Genomic DNA, 19,240 nt, shown 5'->3' with positions numbered 1-19,240 from the left:
GACTTCGAGAAGTATTCTCTACAAACGGCAACTAAGCCAAATCATAATCAGCCGTGGATCGCGCAGCCGACAAGATCAATATTGTTTGCGCGATTCTGCGCATATCTGGTCGCCGCCTGACGCATCAAGTGTCACATGTAGCTCATCCGAAGGTCTTCCGTCGCGTTGCGCAAGCGGTCGGAGAGCTGGCGGGCGATGCTTCTCAGGACGGCCTGCGCAATGTGCGGCCTAGCCTTTGTTATCTTGTTGAACGCCGACGAGGTCAGCTTATGGGCAACAACGTCCTCGTCCGCGATCACGTCCGTCGAGCGTGGTCGCTCGGTCAGGAAGCCCATTTCCCCCACTGTGCATCCAGCCCCGATGCTCGCCAGCCGGCGCCGCCCACCAGGCGTAGTTACCCAGACGCTGATACAGCCGCGCGTCAGCATCCACAGTCGGTCCGCCGGATCGCCAGCGCGGCACAGCACGGCGCCTTTGGGGAATTCGACGTGGTCGAGATAGCTCATCAGCACCTTCAAATCTTCCGGCTGCGTGGTCATGCCGAAATCGGTGCGTTCGAGTGGCACCTCTATCACCGAGCGGGCTGCACTGTCGGTCCGCTGCACGATTTCCTCCTCGAAGCGCTCCAGCGCTGTTTCGAGGTCGGGGTAGATATTCGGTCCATTAGGTTGCGACGTGCACTCCTCCAGAACCTGGGCATCCTTGAGGTCACTGAAGAACAACCGCTGACCACGCCTGGCGCACCGAGCGGCGATCTGCTCCAATGTCAATGCGCCGGAGGCGTCGATGTCGCTGACGGCGCGGAAATCGAGAATGATCACCCGCACGGCGATGGGCAGCCGGTCGATCTCCTCCGCGAGCTCATCGGCATTGCCAAAGAATAGCACCCCCTGCAGCTCGAAGACTGCAAGCTCCCGCTCGTGGGCCGCCAGCAACTCGTTCTGAGCTGTGGAACGGATGCGCCTGGAGCGCGTCTTGCCGACTATCTCCTTTCGCCGCACCACGGGCCGGTTCATTTCGATCATGAAGACGATGCAGGCCAGCGCCACGCCGACCACGGCGCCGACAACGGGTTGGCCAAGCACTGTGGCGAGCGCCACCGTAGCGACGACGCCGATATTGCGCTGTGCCTGGATGCGGCCCGTCGCATCCTTGCCGAAGAGTGCCTGGCGCGCGGTCCGCAGCGCCCAACGGTCTATGGTATTGATGCCGACGAAAACCAGAATGGCGGCCAGCACAACCAGCGGCATCGAGAAGATCAGACCCGGGAACGCAAGGATGGCCGCAAGCAGCACCGCCCGGCTCGCAAATGTCGAGGCGCGCGTGCGCCCACCGGCACGATGGTTGGCGGCAGTCAGCGAGGCTGACGTGGAGACGAACAGCCCGCCCATAATAGGGGAGACAAGGTTGGCGATGCCCAGCCCGACAAGGGCGCGGTCCGGACCGATCTGAATGTCAGCCAGATTGCGCGCTGTGCGCAGGGTGAAGACCGTGTCAAGCGTTCCCACGATCGCCAGGGTCAACGAGCCGGCGATCAGGGTCCACCAGATATCTCCGAACCCCAGCCGGAGTGCGATGGCAGCGTCGTGTAGGCCTATCGGCGCCCAACCGCCCAGATCGATCGTGCCGACAACGGGGCCGAGCTCAATGCCGGGCGCCCACAGACGGGCAGCATGGTAGATCAGATAGCCGATCAGCAGGCCGGCAAGCAGCGCCGGAATCCTGGGTGCATGTCGCGTGATCACCACCATGGTCGCGATCAGCGCAAGACCGAAGGGAAGTCTTGTCAGAGTGGCGAGGCTGAAATCTGCCGCTGCGACCCCGCTCCAGGACGAGACCGCGAGAAGCACCGGGGTCTGACTCTTGATGATCAGGATGCCAACGCCCGAGATGAACCCGGCGACAACCGGGTGGGGGGCAAGCTTGACGATTCGGGCGAGTCCGGTCGCCCCGATGAAGATCATCCAGAAGCCGGCCAGCATCACGCATCCGACGAAGGCAAGCAGCGCCTGGGTCGTGTTGCCGTCGAGAGCGACGAGCAGCGATCCCAGCAGGCTGGCCTGGATCAGTGAGTTGCTGGGCATGGTCGTCACGAAGGACGACCGTTGAAACACGGAAGCGACGATGCCGCCGACAATGGCCGCGATGACGCCGGCAAGCGCGCCTTCCGCCACCCGATCCTCGCCGAGCGGCGAAAGGGCAAGGACGCCGGAGGAGATGCACATTGGCAGCGCTACGCCAGCCGTCGTCACACCTGCGGTCAGTTCCTGGGCCAGAACGCCCAGCCCGGCGCTCAAGCGGTGCGCAAAATCCGTCTGTGTCCCAACCTGCTCAACCACCATTCAAAGCCCCTACAACCTCGCGGCGGTGATCCCGCCCACGCCATCCTTAATGTCGGCACGCGTCCGCGGCCGCGACCCACTACAGCACGAGCGTAGTGGCCAGCCCCAGCATCAGGCCCATGCCTACAATATCGGTCACCGTGGTAAGGAAGATCGCGGAAGCCACGGCCGGATCGGCGCCAACCCGCCGCAGGCCCAACGGGATCAGCACGCCGGAGATCCCGGACATGAGGCACGATCCGGACATGGCGAGCAGGATCACAAGTGCCAGCATGGGCGCCTGGGATGCCGACTCCGGTTGCTGCGAGGCGTAGAACCACATGGCCGCGGCCGCCACGAGACCGACGAGCAGGCCGTTGGCGATCCCGAGCGCTCCCTCCCTCAGCACCAGGTGCAGCTTCGGTCGTTTGTCCACATCCCCTAAGGCGAGGCCACGCAGCGTAATAGCCAGCGCCTGGCAGCCGGTGTTTCCGCTCTGTCCGGCCAACACCGGAAGGAACGCCGCCAAGGCGACGATCTTCTCGATCGTGCCTGTGAACGAGCCGACCACGAAAGCGGCTATGAAGGCCGTCAGCAAGTTGAGCTGCAGCCACGGATGACGTTTTAAGAAGGCTGAAAACAGCGGCGTGAAAGAACGCTCCTCCTTCTGGACACCCACCATCTGGCCAGGCTGGGCAGAAATCTCGATGATTTGCTGCTCGAACAGCCGCCAGCCACGAACCTGCCCGAGCAGCCGTTTCTCCGCGTCCACCACGGGATAGACAGGGTAGTGACGGCGTACCGCCGCCTTGCAGGCTTCGCTCAAAGGCATATCCACGTGAAGGGCGAACGGACTTGCCAGCATGATCTGATCCACCGTCGCGTCGGCCTCGCTCAGCATCAGATCGCGCAAGACCACCAGGCCAACCAATTTATCGCCCTCGTCAGTGATGTAGAGGTAAGTCAACTCGGTCGGCACCTGCGCGCGCCTGACGGCCTCGACCGCGGCGGCTACCGTCGTCCCGACAGCAACGCTGGCGGGGATCGGGTCCATCAGCTCGACGATGGCCTCGGGGATCGCGAGATCCTTTCCGTCGGTATGAGATTTGATGGGCCTCCTTTGCGATGGCAAATACTCCGCCACCTTCCGGGCGTGCCTATCCGGTAACAACTTTAGTGCGTCGCGGATGAACTCGGGAGACTCTCGGGCTAGCAATTCAGCCGCGTCGTCAGGTGCTCGAGCACGCAGCGTGCGCACCAACTTCTGAATGTCGTTCTCTTGCCTCATCTGTTCCCCCAACCTCTAATGTTGCGCCTTGAGCTTAAAGACCGCACCGGTTCGCTCTGCCCAGGCGCACGGTGGCCCAAGCGCCTCGATCCGGAAATCTTCGCCTTCTCAGGGCGCCGAGTAGACCGAACCCAGACAAATCTGAGCCATTGCGTGGGTGCATACAGGCGGGCTGTAACGTCAGCGTGTCGCCAAGAGAATTGTCGTGTTGCCGAAATTCACCGTCGATCCCTGGGCTCCGCGAGCACGTCGCAACCCAGCGGCGAAGTAAGGTCGGCATTGGGCCGTCGTGGCCCTGCTCATTGGGGTGCGCTCAGCCCGACAGTTCGCGGTGTGAACGGCCGCGCTTTAACCTGGGAAGATGGTGAAACCGCCATCGACGCGAATGACCTGCCCATTGATGAAGCGCGCGCGCGGACCGGCGAGGAAGGCGACCGCTTCGGCGATCTCTTCGGGCTCGGCATATCGGTTCAGCGATTTCTTGCTCGAGTCCATACGCTCCGGATCGACGACGCGGCTCGCCTGGAAGCGTGCCGTCTTGGTGGCGCCGGGGCTCACCGCATTGATGCGCACGCCATCGTCGATCAATTCCTTGGCCAGGCAGCGCGTATAATGGACGACGGCAGCCTTAAGCGTGGAGTAGACCACCTCCGGCGAGCATCCGATATGCGCTGCCGCCGAGGCAATGTTGATCACCGAGCCTGAGCCGCGCTTGACCATAGGCGGAATGAACGCCTGGCAGACCAGCATCGTACCGATAAGATTGTTCTCGGTCAGAACCTTGATGTCATCATAGTCGATGTCGAGCGCGTTGTTGGGACTGGGCTTTACCCCCTTGGCGCCGATGTCGCCGCCGGCGCAGTTGACCAGAACATGCACATCGCCGAGGTCCGCCTCGATCTTCCTCTTCATTTCGGCGACGGCTTGCTTGTCGCCGATGTTGCCCGTGACCGCGGTCACTCGTGTCCCATGCTTTTCCAAACCCCTGGCGGATTCGCCGAGGTCTGCGAATTCGCCATATTGGGATGGCCGGGTCCAATCGAGATCGTGAATCGCGACGTTTGCGCCAAGTTCGGCCAAGCGTTCGGCCATCACACGGCCGAGGCCGCGTCCCGAGCCAGTCACGAAGGCAGTCAGGCCGCTGAGTTCTCGGGCAGTCATGCTGATTTCTCCATTGCAATGAAATCGAACTTCTTCATGTTGGCGGCGCTGCGCCGGATCATGTCGAGCTCATACGAAACGAGCGCGCCGTCATCGTCGCGCTCCCATGGCGTCCGGTAGTCGGCGTCGTCCGCAAGGCGGTTCACGCGCGCAGCACTCAGGCAGGCCGCGAACTCGCGCGCGGTTTTCGGCGCATATCCGTTCCACCAGTCGTCGGTGAGACAGCGAACGTGACGGGCCTCCAGCGCGCCTGGCTCGAGCACGGCCGTCAGCGTATCATGGTGCTCGGCGAGGATGGCTGCCAGTTCGGCGAATGGCACGGCGCCATCGCCGATCGCGCAGCGGACCAGACGGTAGCCCTCATCCGTGAACTGCACGCGATAGTCCTTGAGGTGAAGGTGGCGGACATGCGGCGCGATCCGCCGGGTGAAGGAAAGCGGTGCCTCGCCGACAGGGAACGCGTTGCCTGTATCGTAGGTGATGCCGACACCGGGCCCGCCGAATTCGCAGAACGCGACCAGTTCGTCGCTGCCGAAATCCTGATGGTTCTCGATGCCGAGCACGCGGCCCTCAGCCGCCGCACGCGGTCCCCATTCCGTCAAGGCAGCGCGGATCGTCGCGTTGAACTCGCTCCATTTCGCGCCCCAGACGTTGCGGTCGCCGCACAGGACTGGGGTCAGTGCGATACGGATCGTTGTCGCCTCGAGCAGGCGCGCAGCCCGAAACGCGTTGTCCAACGGACCTGCCACGAGAAGTCCGCCACTTACCACCGGGACGATGTCTAGCGCGGTCAGACGCCTGCGCAGATCGACGACCTCGGCGTCCGGCAAATCGGTCAACCACGGTTCGTAGATCTCGAGCGTGCGCGCGCCGAGTTCCTGCGCGAGCGCTATGAAGCCTTCCAGCCCCGCCCCATCCGGATTGTGCCGCAGCGTACCGCGGCCCTGCAAGCCGAGATGGTAGGTCAGTCCGTAAGGATTGAGGCCGAGACGAAGCATCAATTTGGTAGTCCCTTTGAAAGATGTGGAAGCGATCGCATCAGCGCAGACCCGCATCCACGGCGATGGACTGCTTCGTGATCATGCGACTGTCATCGGCGGCAAGGAAGAGCACGGTCCGTGCAATCTCTTCGCCCAGCAGGACGCGGCGAATCAATTGCCGCTGCACCGTCTGGTCGATCGCGTCCTGCGTCTTGAACCACAACTCGCGCTGCCGCTCGGTGATGACAGCGCCGGGTTCGACTGCATTGACGCGGATGTTGTCGGATCCGAACGATCGCGCCAGCGCGCGCGTCAGCGCCACCACAGCGCCTTTGGCGGTGGCATAAGCCACCATCTGGTCCGCCCCGAAACGCCAGGCGATGGAAGAGAAGTTTATGATCGAGCCGAAGCCGAGTTCCTTCATATGCGGATGCACCGCCTGCGCGGCGAAGAAGTGATGCCGGAGATTGACGTCGAAGCTGCGATCCCAATATTCGGCTGTCACCGCGTCAACCGCATGGCGCTGATCATCAGCAGCGTTGTTCACCAGGACGGCGACCGGACCAAGCTGCGCGCGTACGCCTTCGACCGACGCCTGCAGCGCAGCGACGTCGGTCACGTCGCAGTGGAGGTACAACGGGGCCTGCTTGGCGGTACCACCGAGCTCGCGCACCAATGCCTCCGCGGGTTCATCCTGCACATCGAGAAAGCTCACGCGGGCGCCATTCGCCACGAAAGCACGGACCATATCGGCCCCGATCCCGGAGGCACCGCCGGAGATCAGCACGACGCGATCGGTCAAGCTCGGATAAGTCGCGAATTGTTTGGACATCAGATCACAGAAGCGCCTTGGTTGTTGGATCGAACAGACAGGCGCGCGACATGTCGATGCCGAGCGTTATCGTCTCGCCCATGATGGGAGCGTCATCCGGCTCGAAACGGCCAGTGATCTCCAGGCCGCCTAGCCTGAGGACGGCAAGTGTCTCGGCCCCGGTCGGTTCGACCAGTTCGACGGGCGCCTGCATCGACTGCACAGCCGGTTTGCGCGACTTCAAGTCGGTCGTGAAGCGGTAGATGTGTTCGGGCCGAACACCCAGCACCACGTCCTTTGGCGCACCGACAGGCAGCGGAGCGGCAAGGGCAAGAGTGGCGTCGCTGCCGTCAGCAGCGCGCACCGCGATGCTGGTTGTGCCGGTAAGCCGGGCGGGGATGAAATTCATCGCCGGCGATCCCATGAAACCGGCTACGAACATGTTGGTCGGCCGGTCATAGATCCGCTTCGGCGTGTCGAACTGCTGCACCGAGCCCTGGTTCATCACCGCAATGCGGGACGCGAGCGTCATCGCCTCGACCTGATCGTGGGTGACGTACACAGTCGTCTTGCCGACGCGGTGGTGAAGCTTCTTGATTTCGGTGCGCATGTCCACGCGCAGCTTGGCGTCGAGGTTGGACAAGGGCTCATCAAACAAAAACAGCTTCGGGTCGCGTACCAGGGCGCGCCCCATCGCAACGCGCTGCCGCTGGCCACCGGACAATTGCCCGGGCTTGCGGTTGAGCAACTGCTCGATCTGCAGGAGTGCGGCAACCCGCTTTACCGCTTCTGCCTGCTCCGCTTTGGGCACGCCTCGGCTTTCCATGCCGAAGGTGATGTTCTGGCGCACCGTCATGGTGGGATAGAGGGCGTATGACTGGAACACCATCGCTATGTCGCGGTCCTTGGGCTGCACGGAGTTCACCAGCCGGTCGCCAATCCAGATCTCACCCGACGTGACAGTTTCCAGGCCGGCGATCATGGCGAGCAAGGTTGACTTGCCGCAGCCGGAGGGACCGACAAGGGCGATGAATTCCCCGGTCCGCGCCTCGAGATTGATGCCGGCCAGAATCTCGAGGCCGCCATAGCTCTTGTGAAGGTCGCGGATCATCAGCGCGGACATGGGCGATGCCTCATTTGATGGCGCCCTGCGTCAGGCCGCGCACGAAGTATTTTCCACCGAACAGGTAGATCAGCAACGGCGGCAGCGCGCCGATCAGCACGGCTGCGCTCATCACATCGTAAGCACGGGCGGTCGTGCCGCCGGCAGTGAGCGCGACCAATGCCGCCGTAATCGGCTGCTGCTGGCCGGAGGTGAAGACGACCCCGAACAGATACTCGTTCCAGATGCCCGTGAATTGCCAGATGACGGTGACGATCAAAATCGGCGGCGACAGGGGCAGGATGATCTTGCGGAAAATCCGCCAGAAGCCGGCGCCGTCGATGCGTGCCGCCTTGATGAGGTCGTCCGGTATGCTGACGTAGAAATTGCGGCAGAACAGGGTCGTGAACGAAATGCCCTGGACGACGTGAATCAAGACCAGCCCGTTTGTCGAATTGGTTAGGCCGAGTTTGCCGAGCAGGAACGCCCACGGCATCAGCGAGATCTGGCCGGGCATGAAGACGCCGAGCAGCATCAGATTGAACAGAATTTCCGAGCCCTTGAAGCGCCATTTCGACAGCACATAGCCATTCATGGCGCCGAGAAGCGTGGAGATGACCGTCGCGGGAATCGTCATCCAGAGCGAGTTGAAGAAATTGCGCTTCATGCCTTCGCAGGTGCCGCTGACGCAGTAGGTACCCCAAGCCTCCGCCCACGCGTCGAGGCGGAAGCTGCGCGGCAGCGAGATGAGGCCGTTGCGGGCAATTTCCGACTGCTCCCGCAACGAGTTGAAGACCACGACCAGCAGCGGTGCCAGGTAGATCACAGCGAAAAGCGTCAGCACCGCATAGGTAAGAAAGCGGTTCCAGAAATATCGCCGCGTAGCCGCCGCCGCTTCGGGATCATGCCGGGGGTTGGGGGCAATTTCAGCCATTGCGGCCCTCCGCCCGCCTGCGCCAAACGATCCACAAGGAATAGGGCACCAGCACAACCGCAAGGGCGGCGAGCATCATCATCGCCGCAGCGGCACCCTCGCCGATCTGCCCGCGCTGGAACATCAGGTCGTAGACGTAGATCGCCGGGAATGTAGTGGACACACCTGGCCCGCCCCGCGTCAACGCCGCCACCAGGTCGAACGTCTTGATGGCGAACTGGATTTGAATGACCGCCACCGCCAAAAAAATCGGGGCGATCGTCGGCAGGATGACCTTCCGATAGGTTCGGGAAACCGACGCACCGTCGATCTGGGCTGCTTTGACGAGATCCGGATCGACGGACCGCAGGCCAGCCAGGAAAAGCGCCATTGCGAAGCCGGACGACTGCCAGATACCGGTTATGATCACCGCATAGATCGCGGTGTTGCGGTTGGCCGTCAGGGCGAAGCTGAAGTCGGTCCAGCCGAGCCCCCGCACGAAGGCTTGGATGCCGTCGACGGGATTGTAGAGCCAGCTCCACACCGTACCGGTGACGATGAAGGACACCGCCAGCGGGTAGAGGAAGATGGTACGCCAAACCGCCTCGCCGCGAACGCGCTGGTCGATCAGGATCGCCAGAAGCAGTCCGATGGCCATCGAGCCGACAATATAGAAGCCGCTGAACAGGAAGAGGTTGGTATAGGCGATGTTCCAGCGTCGGTTCGCCCAGAGCGAAGCATAATTGTCCAGACCGACGAACAAATAGGTCGGCATCAGCGACGAGTTGGAGAGCGAGAGATACAGCGTCCAAATCGTGAAGACGAAGACGTAGATGAAACTCGCCGCAAGCGACGGCGCCAGCACCAGAATGGGCACCATCGTGCCCAGGCGCTCTCGCCACGGGGTTATGGGAGACGCAATCGTTACAGTCAGGTCATGTGTGGACATGGGCTGCTCCGGCGAAGTCAGGCCGGGCGCGCCGGCGCCCGGCCATCATCGGCAGCTTCTTCACATTTGCGCTTCGGCCGCATCAGCCATGGCACTAGCTGCGTCCTGCGCGGTCATATCCGGCGTCGCGACGAATTCAGTGACGGTATCCATGATCGCACCGCGCACCTTCTGCGGGATCGTCATGTTATGCGCCATCGAACGGACAAGCGTGCCGCCATCGATCGACGCCTGCAGGTCCTTCTGGGAGAGCTGCTGGCAGGGGTTGAAGCCGTTCGAAAGATCGACGTCGAGACGGGCCGGGATCGAGCCCTTGGTCTGATTGAAAATCGTCTGGAACTCGGGCGACAGGATGGTGCTGGCGAGCAGTTTCTGCCCCTCGACATAGTCCGGATCCTTCTGCTGGAAGAACACGACCGAGTCGGAATTCAGGATGAACCCCGGCTTGCCCCAATCAGTCGGCGCCTGGGCGCAGACATAGTCGGTGCCCTCCTTGAAGCCGCCGGCCGTGAGCAGGCCGAGCGTCCAGTCGCCCATGATGTGAAAAGCGGCCTCGCCGCGGCCGACCAGATGCGACATGGTATCCCAGTCGCGCCCGTTCATGCCGGGGTCCATATATTTCGTCGTCATCGTGCGGAACTGCTCGAAGGCCTTGACCATGCCGTCGCTGCGCATTGCCTCGACGTCACCCTCGACGAAGGCCTTCTTGAAGAGATCGAGATCCATTCCGTAGACCACGACCTCGAAGACCGTCGAATCGGTCCAGTCGGCGGTCGAGTGCGAGATGCAGATTTTGCCTGACGCCACGATCTTGTCGCAGGCGGCGTTGAAGTCTGTCCATGTCTTCGGCACTTCGGCGACGCCTGCCTCCTGCATGACCTTCGGCGATGCCCACAGCCAGTTGATGCGATGGATGTTCATCGGCGCCGCTACCCAGCTGCCGGTCGGCTTCATCACCGGCAGCAATTCGGGAGCGACGACCTTCTCCCAATTTTCCGCTGTCGCCAGTTCGTCGAGATTGGCTGTCATGCCGGTCTCGTTCCATTCGGCGATTTCGGGTCCCTTGAGCTGCACCGCGGGGGGTGCATTGCCGGCGATCACGTCGGCGCGCAATTTCGCCAGCGTGTTGGCCGTGTGGCCCGCGATGGAGGTCTGCTGCCAGGTGCCACCCTTGGCGGTAAACATCTCGCCGAGCTTGGCGATAGCCTGGGCGTCCGATCCGGTCGCCCATTGATGCAACAGGTTGGTCTTGGGCTCTGCGAACGCGGCTCCCGCAACAAAGGTGTACGCCGTAGCGGCCGCAAGGGCCGTCCTCAGGTAATCCATCGTTTCACTCCCATGTGATGTTACGGTTCGTATCGACCGCCTGTGGACGCAATTTGAGCTCGTCGCAGACGGAGATGCAGTAATCTCCGTTCTTTCCAAGATGACATATTTGAGCTATCAGTCAACGTCCTTTGTGCTCATCATGAACAAACCTTCGCTTAGAAATTGGCTGATCGACAGACCCTCCGCATCACCGGAGAGCCTGATCGTTCTATGTCTACGTGAGCGCGGCGTGCTTTCTGCGTCGCAGATTACCCGCATCACCGGTTTGGCGCGATCGACGGTTTCAACCGCGCTCAATGGCTTGAGAAAGTCCGGAATGGTGATCGAATCCTCGACCCACCATGACGGGATCAGGGGTATCGGCAGGCCTGCGACGACATTGACACTCAATCCCGCTGCGGGCACCTGCATCGGGATCCACCTAGGCCTCGATGAGATGCGGTGCGTCGTCGCCGACGTGTCGCATTCTGTCATTACCGAACAAACTATCCCCATGGGCCTGGACTACCAACCCCAACAGGCGGCCCAGCTCGCCAAGTCAGCAATTGCCCAATGCTACGAAGAGAACGGTCTGCCGATGGCGGGGCTCCTGGGGGTTGGGGTTTCCGTCTCGGGCCCTGTCAGCCGCGAAGGAGTGGTGCAGCGTGCGAGTATTGTTCCGACCTGGGCCGGGGTCAACATCCGCGATGTGTTCGGGCCGGTTCTCGAACAGCCGATTTTCGCCGATAACGAGAGCAACTGCTCGGCCATTGCGGAGCTGATGTGGGGCGCGGCTGTCGGCCAAGATGATTTCGTGCTGTTCAAGATCGATCTGGGCGTCGGCGGGGCCATTGTCCAGCATGGCCGGCTGGTGACTGGCATCGCCGGCGGCGCCGGTGAATTCGGGCACATCAGCGTTGATCCCAGCGGCGATCTATGCCGGTGCGGCAATCGCGGATGCCTCGAGCTTTATGCGAGCTTTGCCCGGCCGCTCGAGCAGATTTCGCGCATCGTGCGGCGGCCGGTCACGATGGACGAGGTGATCATGATGGCTGAACAGGGCGACGTCGGGGCGCTGCGGATGATCGAGGACACCGCCGAGTTCGCCGGCCGTGGTCTTGGCTTGATCGGCTCGGTGATCAATCCGCCACTCATCATTATCGGGGGCCGCATGGCTTTGGCGGGCAATATTCTCCTGGCACCGCTGATCGCGTCATATGAACGCCACACGCTCATCAAGTCCCGCGATGTCGCGCCCGCCCTGCGCACGCGGATAATTGTTGGCAAGCACACGGAGAACGACGCATTGCTCGGCGCAGTCGGCCTCGTGCTGCGACACAACAGCCGACTGCAATGATCTGGCCTTGCTCGCCGAATAGCGCCGACCGATTGCCCCTTACTCCCACTCGATTGATGCCCAATCACGAGGATGAGGACAGCGATCCGGTGGGCTGCTCCGGTCCCGCAACGGTTCTGACGGGCCTGCCACGGACCATAAGGCGGCATGAACTCAGGTTGAACGTCCCATTCGCTGACAGCACGATCTATGAGATGGAGAAACGAGGTGAATTGCCGAGCAGCGCCGACAGACATATCTGGCCGGACGCGCGAAGCTTGCTCATGGCCCTGACCTCCCTCAGCGGAAAGTCCAGCCGGTGAAAGCGCAGCAGCCGGATATTTAGTAGAGGCAGCCAGAAGCTATCGCGCCATGTTTAAGCGCGATAGTTTCGGGCATTAACTGAGTTTGGCCAACGAGACAGATCTGCAATTGGCCCCGATTGTTGGGAGACGGGCAAATTGTTACAAAACCTCGGATATAAGGCCGCATGACCGAGAAATGATATAAGTTGTCACGGTGGTTGCGACCTAGAGATATTCCTCTCAATGGCCGCATTTCTGTTGACTTCGCTCCGGCTCCAGATGGCAAATTGTGCCACTTCGACCCATCTCGGTCGGCAACTTCGCGCCATGAGCCGACCTTGGATACCGTGATCCTCGACCATTTGTCTCACCTCGCTAGCGGACGAGATCATTGTTGATTGCCGCGAGCCCGGATTACGACCGCGAAGCGGTCAAAAATCCAAATCCATATCGTGATGATGATGCTCGTGACCGGGAAGCTCCGGCGGCGGCGGGCCAGGCACTTCGGCCACCATGGCCTCCGTCATGATGAGGAGGCCTGCCACCGAGGCTGCGCCCTGGAGCGCCGTTCGCACCACTTTGGCCGGGTCGATGATGCCCTTTGACACCAGATCCCCGTACACGCCCGATTGGGCATCGTAGCCATAGGCGTTGTCGTCGTTTTCGAGGATCCCGGCGATGACGACCGAGCCTTCCAGGCCGGCATTGATCGCGATTTGCCGAGCCGGCCAGGTGATCGCCTTCCTGACGATCGCGATGCCGACCTGCTGGTCCTCGTTGCTGCCCTTGAGCTTCTTGAGCGCCCTGCCGGCGCGCAGCAAGGCGACCCCACCGCCGGGGAGAATGCCCTCTGCAACCGCGGCTCTTGTCGCGTTCATCGCGTCATCGATGCGATCCTTCTTCTCCCTGACCTCGACCTCGGTTGCACCGCCGACCCGGATAACGGCGACGCCACCGGCGAGCCTGGCCAGCCGCTCCTGGAGCTTCTCGCGGTCGAAATCGGAGGTGGTTTCCGCAAGCTCGAGCTTGATCTCGGCGATGCGGGCCTCGATCCTTTCCCGTTTGCCGGCGCCGCCGACAATCGTGGTGTTTGCCTTGTCGACCATCACCTTCTTGGTGCGCCCGAGCATATCGAGGGAGGCATGCTCGAGCTTGATGCCCAAATCCTCCGAGATCACCGTTGCGCCGGTCATCAGTGCGAGATCCTGCAGCATCGCCTTGCGGCGGTTTCCGTAGGCCGGCGCCTTCACGGCTGCAACCTTGAGAGCGCCGCGCAACTTGTTGACCACCAGCGCCGCCATCACCTCACTCTCGACATCATCGGCGATGATGAGCAGCGGCTTGCCGGCCTGCACCACCTTCTCCAGCAGCGGCAGTATTTCGTTCAGACTGGACTGTTTCTTCTCGCTGATGAGGACATAGGCATCCTGCATCTCGACCCGCATCTTTGCGCGATTGGTGATGAAATGGGGCGAGATATAGCCGCGGTCGAACTGCATGCCCTCGACGAATTCGAGTTCGGTTTCGAGCGACGTCCCGTCCTCGACAGTGATCACGCCGTCATTGCCGACCCTCTTCATGGCGTCGGCGAGGCAGCGGCCGATCTCCCTGTCGCCGTTGGCCGAGATGGTGCCGACTTGCGCAATCTCGACGTTCGAGGTGACCTTCGTGGCATTTTTTTTGAGTTCCGCGACGACGGCTTCGACCGCGAGATCGATGCCGCGCTTCAGGTCCATGGGATTCATGCCGGCGGCCACCGCCTTGGCGCCCTCCCGGGCGATCGCATGCGCGAGCACGACGGCGGTGGTCGTGCCGTCGCCGGCCTGATAGGAGGTTTTTGTTGCTATCTCACGCACCATCTGGGCGCCCATGTTCTCGAACTTGTTGTCGAGTTCGATTTCCCTGGCGACGGTCACGCCGTCCTTCGTGACCCGCGGCGCGCCGTGTTCCCTGCCGATCGCGACGCTGCGCCCCCGCGGGCCAAGCGTGACGCTCACCGCATTCGCCAGGGTGTCAATGCCGCGCAGCATTCTGTCGCGAGCCTCGAACGAAAACATGATCTCCTTGGCAGCCATTTCCTTGATCCTTAAGACCTAATCTTCGGGGAACGGCAAAGCTTCATTCGGCCGCTCAGGCGAGATTGTCCCGTGGCAGCCCGAGCCGATTCCAGACATCGAACAAAGCTGCTGCGAGCCGATCAATCATGATGTCCTCATGACAAGGTGTCGGCGTGATGCGCAGCCGCTCAGTTCCCTTCGCCACGGTCGGATAATTGATCGGCTGGATATAGATGTCGTGATCGCTCAGCAGCAGGTCGCTCGCCGCTTTGCAATGCGCCGGATCGCCGACTGCCACCGGAACGATATGGGTGTCGCTCAGGATGACCGGCAGCGCAGCGGCACCCAGCGCCGCCTTGACCCGCCGGACGCGGTCCTGCTGGCGCTTGCGCTCCCACTGCGAGGTTTTCAGATGCCGGATCGCCGCTGTGGCCGCTGCGCAGATCGCGGGCGGCAACGCAGTGGTGAAGATGAAACCCGGAGCATAGGAACGAACCGCATCGATCAGCACAGCACTTCCCGTGATATAGCCGCCAAGGCAGCCGAAGGCCTTGGCGAGCGTGCCTTCGATCACATCGATCCGGTTCATGGCACCGTCGCGCGCGGCGATGCCCGCGCCGCGAGGGCCGTACATGCCCACAGCATGGACTTCGTCGAGATAGGTCATTGCGCCGTACCGATCGGCGATTTCGCAAATGCGATTGATTGGCGCGACGTCGCCGCCCATCGAATAGAGACTTTCGAAGACGATGAGTTTTGGCCGGTCCGGACCCGCCGCCTTCAACAATTCCTCGAGATGATCGACGTCGTTGTGGCGGAAGATGCTCTTCTCCGTACCGGACTGGCGGATGCCCTCGATCATCGAATTGTGGTTGAGCGCATCGGACAGGATCAGACAACCGGGGATCAGCTTGGCGATGGTCGAGATGCCAGTCTGATTCGAAACATAGCCGGACGTAAAGACCAGCGCCGCCTCCTTGCCGTGAAGATCGGCAAGCTCGCTCTCGAGCTCTAGGAGCGGATGGCTGGTACCGGAGATATTGCGCGTCCCGCCGGCCCCCGTTCCCAGGCGGGTAGCAGTCTCCACCATGGCAGCGACCACTTTTGGGTGTTGTCCCATCCCGAGATAGTCGTTGGAGCACCAGATCACGACGTCCTTCGGTCCATGCGGGGAATGCCACACGGCATTGGGAAAGCGTCCGGCAATGCGCTCAAGGTCCGCGAACACACGGTAGCGCCGTTCCTCCTGCAGACGCGCGATCGCATCTGCAAAGAAACTGTCATAACTCGTAATTCCTGGCTCGCCCGCATCTCCGGTCATCGGAGGTCCAAATTGCGGCAGCGCAATGACGTTCTTTACGCCGCCACGTTTGCCGGTGTGCAACGCTGTGGATTCCGCCATCGCCCGATTCCCCTGCTTGCATCCGAACTATGTCGAAGCGCGATGCGCGCCGATCCTAGCTCGCATCGTTCCTCACGACCCGCCTTCAGGAAGGTCGAAGTTGAGCTGCAACATTCGCGCGATGTTTATCAGTATCGTCTCGCAGACCTTATCTTGATTAGGATCCAGATATTTGACAGTCCAGTTTGCCCCGTTCTCCTTGGTTTCGAGCCGCTGAATCACAAAATCGGTAACGTGCCCGCACCCCGGCTCCTTATGAAGATCCGCGAGGATCAATGCCTTAAGCTCCGAAGCTTCCTTTGTATGCCTTTGCATCGCCGCTCTCCTTCCGGATGGCAACTTCTACGCATCGATCAACTTCATAATCGTGATCTCCATCATCCCGGGGCTCGCCAGCAGCCATTTGCCGCGATAAGTCTCATCGGTGAGCGTCGTTCCGTCCGGCGCCGTGAGCGTGAATGGGCCACCGACCGTCACAGGCGCCGTGTCAGCCCGCACGAGCGGTTGGCAGATCGACAGGGCCGCTGCGAATATGATGCAGAAGAGGGTTTGCGGACCGTAGGCCCAGGGGCGGAGGAATCCATGCCGTCGTTTCATCAAGTACCTCCGGCACTTCGAGAATGACACGCCAAAACCACCCCGTGTGTTTGTGATTAACAAACTCGCCTAAGCCATCCTACTTTATCATATTTTGTTGCTGATTGGCTAGACATGGTAGTGGTTTGGCTCTATATTTGAAAGTTGCCCCTCATCCCCCACGAAGGAGGTGGCTTTATGACCATTCGCGAATTGATGAGCGGGCTAGCGGCAATCGCTGTCGTTGCGACAATGTCCGCGCCTGCGCAAGCCTACGAAGTGGGTCCGGTCACGGGAGGCGGAACGATCGAGGGTACGATCGTCTACCGCGGCGACGTGCCGACAACAAAGATCATCCCCACCAAGGATATCGAGGTGTGCGGCGACCCCCGCGAGGAGCCGCTGATCGAAGTCGGCAGCGACCAGGCCGTGCTGAACGCGGCGGTGCAGCTGGTCGACGTGGCACAGGGAAAGGCCTGGCCGGAGCCCGGAAAGCCGCCTGAGCTTAACAACCTCAAATGCCGCTTTGAGCCCGCGGTTCAGATGATACCCGCCGGTTCGCTGGAGGTGGTCAACAGCGACCCAATGCTCCACAACACCCACGGCTATTATGGTAAGCGAACCGCCTTCAACCTGGCGCTACCCAATAAGGGCCAGCGGATACCCGTCGAACTGAAGCGGGCCGGCACTGTCCGCGTCGACTGCGACGCGCATGGCTGGATGGAAGGCTGGGTCTATGTGGTGGACAATCCCTATTACGCGGTCACCGGCGCCGATGGCAAGTTCAGCATAACCGATGTTCCGCCGGGCGACTACAAACTCGTGGCGATCCACCCCTTCACCGGGCCCATCGAGCAGCCCGTAAAGGTAGAGGAGAATAAGGCCACCACTCTGACGGTTGAACTGAAAAAATAAAGAAAATTTGCGACCCACTGATTCAACAGGGTCGCGCTCCTGCGAGAAGACCGACGCTTTAAGAACGGTCTGCACTGAGGAGGAACCGTGATGTCTGACGAGCTTGACCGCATTAGGCGCGAAATGCACGCGGTGCTGCAGCCGCCTGGAGTACGGCCCGACGACTCGCTCCAAATCACCCGCCGCACCTTCATTCACAGATCGCTGCTGTTTGGTGCTGCTTCCGTCGGCCAGACCTTCGCGTGGTGGCCGCTGCTCAACACTATCGACGTCGCTCACGCCGCCGAAGCGCCCTTCAAGTTTGCCTGGATTTCGGACACTCATCTCTACGAGAGATCCCTCAACACGCGCTTCGTCGACAAGGTGGTACGCGCGGTGCAAGAGGTCCAGGCCATGGATCCGCCGGCCGACTTCCTGATCTTCGGCGGCGACCTGGCCCAGCTCGGAAAGATCGAGGAACTTGAGCTTGGCGTTGAGCTCCTCAAGGATCTGAAGATCAAGAAGTACTACATCCCCGGCGAGCATGACTGGTATCTGGATATGGGCAAGAAGTGGGGCGAGTTGTTCGGCCAGCCCAACTGGACCTTCGATCACAAAGGCGTGCGCTTCATCGGGCTCGATACGGTCAGCCGGGGACCGGACTACTGGACAGCGAAGAAGATGACGCCAGAGGAGCGCATGGGCCACATGGCTACCCTCGACGGCACGGTTGCCGGCGCGTGGGCCGGTGTCGGCCGCGAGCAACTCGACTGGATGCAGAAGACACTCGCCGACTGGGATAAGTCCAAGCCGATCGTCATCTTCAGCCACAATCCGCTGTACGAGTACTACCCGCCCTGGAATTTCTGGGTACGCGACTGGCGCGAAGTGAATGACGTGCTGAAGCCTTATACAAAGGTCACCAACATCCACGGTCACGTGCACCAGGTGCTCTACAACGAGATCGGCAGCATGCGCTCGATCGGCATGCTGGCGACTTCCTGGCCGTGGCCGTATGCGCCGGAAGGCGTGCCAAAGCTGACCAAGCCGATGATCCGTGTCGATCCGGGCGATCCGTTCGACGGGGTCGGTTGGGAAACCGTGAACGTCAACGCCGACGACAAGGTCGATGTCGAGTACATCATGTGGGGGCGCAAGGAGGTGTTCGTCCAGTCGCCGGAGGACCACGACAAGAGCATTGAGGAGGTCATACGGCCACGCATCGCCGACAATCAATACCCGTGGGCAAATCCATAAAGGGTGGTGGCTATGATAAACACATCGACATTCCTCTGCATTCTGAGGCGTTCCACCGTCGCCGGAGCAGCCCTCGCAGCTGCCGTCGTCGTCGGGCCGGCCAGTGCCAACAAGGACCCGGTGACGCCAAAGCAGCTGAAACTCTATCAAGAGGCGTTCATGGAGGAGGTCAGGAAGGGAGACCTCCTGTTCCACGGTGATGCGGCGATGGCGGAGCAGTTGGGCGTCAAGCTATCGACCACCGGGTGGGCTTGCGCCATGTGCCATCCGATGGCCTCCAATACCCACCCGCAGGCGTTCCCGAAGTTCCAGCAGTCGATGGCCAAGTTCGCGACACTGCGCGACATGATCAACTGGTGCATCGAGAAACCGAACCAGGGCGAGAAGATCGATCCCGAATCGGAGGCGATGAAGGCGCTCGAGGCGTACATCACCTGGTCGAACACCGGCTCGGTGTTGGTGCCAGGCAAGTACTAGTCTCGTCGATAGCCGGGGCATCGGCTTCACGGGAGCGCGTCCATCGGGATGACACCTCGATGGGTGGGGTTGAAGCAGTCGTGCGGCCTGGGAACCGCGCGGG

At 61.5% G+C, this 19,240-nt stretch carries 17 protein-coding genes and 1 pseudogene; 5 read left to right on the top strand and 13 right to left on the bottom strand.

All coding sequences use genetic code 11. The features are described 5' to 3' along the window. Positions 1-131: 131 nt before the first annotated feature. The 9 genes from ACWTU8_RS23020 to ACWTU8_RS22980 form a co-directional block, all read right to left on the bottom strand. Positions 132-2,297 (bottom strand): SulP family inorganic anion transporter, encoded by a 2,166-nt coding sequence (locus tag ACWTU8_RS23020; RefSeq protein ID WP_455849955.1) that lies wholly within the window; start codon positions 2,295-2,297, stop codon positions 132-134. A gap of 124 nt (positions 2,298-2,421) precedes the next feature. Beyond that, positions 2,422-3,609 (bottom strand): magnesium transporter, encoded by a 1,188-nt coding sequence (locus ACWTU8_RS23015; protein WP_455849954.1) that lies wholly within the window; start codon positions 3,607-3,609, stop codon positions 2,422-2,424. 348 nt (positions 3,610-3,957) lie between these two features. After that, positions 3,958-4,770 carry an SDR family NAD(P)-dependent oxidoreductase gene (locus ACWTU8_RS23010; RefSeq protein ID WP_095484126.1) on the bottom strand — a complete coding sequence of 271 codons (813 nt, stop codon included), beginning with the start codon at positions 4,768-4,770 and terminating at the stop codon, positions 3,958-3,960. After that, positions 4,767-5,768, bottom strand: coding sequence for a sugar phosphate isomerase/epimerase family protein (locus ACWTU8_RS23005; protein ID WP_455850034.1), 1,002 nt, complete (start codon positions 5,766-5,768; stop codon positions 4,767-4,769). The genes ACWTU8_RS23010 and ACWTU8_RS23005 overlap by 4 nt, the downstream gene beginning before the upstream one ends. A gap of 40 nt (positions 5,769-5,808) precedes the next feature. Continuing rightward, on the bottom strand, positions 5,809-6,582 hold the full coding sequence (locus ACWTU8_RS23000; protein ID WP_455849953.1) for an SDR family NAD(P)-dependent oxidoreductase: 774 nt from the start codon (positions 6,580-6,582) through the stop codon (positions 5,809-5,811). A 4-nt stretch (positions 6,583-6,586) separates the two neighbouring features. After that, a complete protein-coding gene (locus ACWTU8_RS22995; RefSeq protein ID WP_455849952.1) occupies positions 6,587-7,684 on the bottom strand; it encodes an ABC transporter ATP-binding protein in 1,098 nt (365 codons plus the stop codon). A 10-nt stretch (positions 7,685-7,694) separates the two neighbouring features. Then, positions 7,695-8,597 carry a carbohydrate ABC transporter permease gene (locus ACWTU8_RS22990; RefSeq protein WP_455849951.1) on the bottom strand — a complete coding sequence of 301 codons (903 nt, stop codon included), beginning with the start codon at positions 8,595-8,597 and terminating at the stop codon, positions 7,695-7,697. Beyond that, entirely contained in the window at positions 8,590-9,525 is a 936-nt protein-coding gene (locus ACWTU8_RS22985; protein ID WP_455849950.1) for a carbohydrate ABC transporter permease, read from the bottom strand. Before ACWTU8_RS22985 ends, ACWTU8_RS22990 begins: the two co-directional genes overlap by 8 nt. A 60-nt stretch (positions 9,526-9,585) precedes the next feature. Next, positions 9,586-10,851 (bottom strand): ABC transporter substrate-binding protein, encoded by a 1,266-nt coding sequence (locus ACWTU8_RS22980; protein WP_455849949.1) that lies wholly within the window; start codon positions 10,849-10,851, stop codon positions 9,586-9,588. Between the two features lie 109 nt (positions 10,852-10,960). On the opposite strand from ACWTU8_RS22980, the gene ACWTU8_RS22975 reads away from it, so the two are divergent. Then, a complete protein-coding gene (locus ACWTU8_RS22975) occupies positions 10,961-12,190 on the top strand; it encodes an ROK family transcriptional regulator (protein WP_455849948.1) in 1,230 nt (409 codons plus the stop codon). Between the two features lie 116 nt (positions 12,191-12,306). Next, a pseudogene (locus ACWTU8_RS22970) lies at positions 12,307-12,515 on the top strand (hypothetical protein). 390 nt (positions 12,516-12,905) lie between these two features. Here ACWTU8_RS22970 and groL read toward each other — a convergent pair. The 4 genes from groL to ACWTU8_RS22950 all read right to left on the bottom strand — a co-directional run bounded on the left by groL (position 12,906) and on the right by ACWTU8_RS22950 (position 16,530). Then, positions 12,906-14,549, bottom strand: coding sequence for a chaperonin GroEL (gene groL, locus ACWTU8_RS22965; protein WP_455849947.1), 1,644 nt, complete (start codon positions 14,547-14,549; stop codon positions 12,906-12,908). Positions 14,550-14,604: 55 nt separating this feature from the next. Continuing rightward, positions 14,605-15,852, bottom strand: a complete 1,248-nt coding sequence (hemA, locus tag ACWTU8_RS22960) for a 5-aminolevulinate synthase (protein ID WP_455850033.1) — start codon at positions 15,850-15,852, stop codon at positions 14,605-14,607. A gap of 153 nt (positions 15,853-16,005) precedes the next feature. Next, positions 16,006-16,248 (bottom strand): hypothetical protein, encoded by a 243-nt coding sequence (locus ACWTU8_RS22955; protein ID WP_455849946.1) that lies wholly within the window; start codon positions 16,246-16,248, stop codon positions 16,006-16,008. A 27-nt stretch (positions 16,249-16,275) separates the two neighbouring features. Continuing rightward, positions 16,276-16,530: a hypothetical protein gene (locus tag ACWTU8_RS22950; RefSeq protein ID WP_455849945.1), complete on the bottom strand. Its 255-nt coding sequence runs from the start codon at positions 16,528-16,530 to the stop codon at positions 16,276-16,278. 195 nt (positions 16,531-16,725) lie between these two features. Between ACWTU8_RS22950 and ACWTU8_RS22945 the strand changes: the two genes are divergently transcribed. The 3 genes from ACWTU8_RS22945 (at position 16,726) to ACWTU8_RS22935 (ending at position 19,137) form a co-directional block, all read left to right on the top strand. Then, on the top strand, positions 16,726-17,424 hold the full coding sequence (locus tag ACWTU8_RS22945) for a carboxypeptidase regulatory-like domain-containing protein (protein WP_455850032.1): 699 nt from the start codon (positions 16,726-16,728) through the stop codon (positions 17,422-17,424). Between the two features lie 90 nt (positions 17,425-17,514). Continuing rightward, positions 17,515-18,660, top strand: coding sequence for a metallophosphoesterase family protein (locus ACWTU8_RS22940; RefSeq protein WP_455849944.1), 1,146 nt, complete (start codon positions 17,515-17,517; stop codon positions 18,658-18,660). 12 nt (positions 18,661-18,672) lie between these two features. Further along, positions 18,673-19,137: a c-type cytochrome gene (locus tag ACWTU8_RS22935; protein ID WP_455849943.1), complete on the top strand. Its 465-nt coding sequence runs from the start codon at positions 18,673-18,675 to the stop codon at positions 19,135-19,137. The last annotated feature ends 103 nt before the right edge of the window (positions 19,138-19,240 follow it).

This window comes from Mesorhizobium sp. BHbdii (assembly GCF_053848045.1).
The sequence above is the reverse complement of the archived record's forward strand: the minus strand, read 5'-3'. Positions and strand labels throughout refer to the sequence as shown.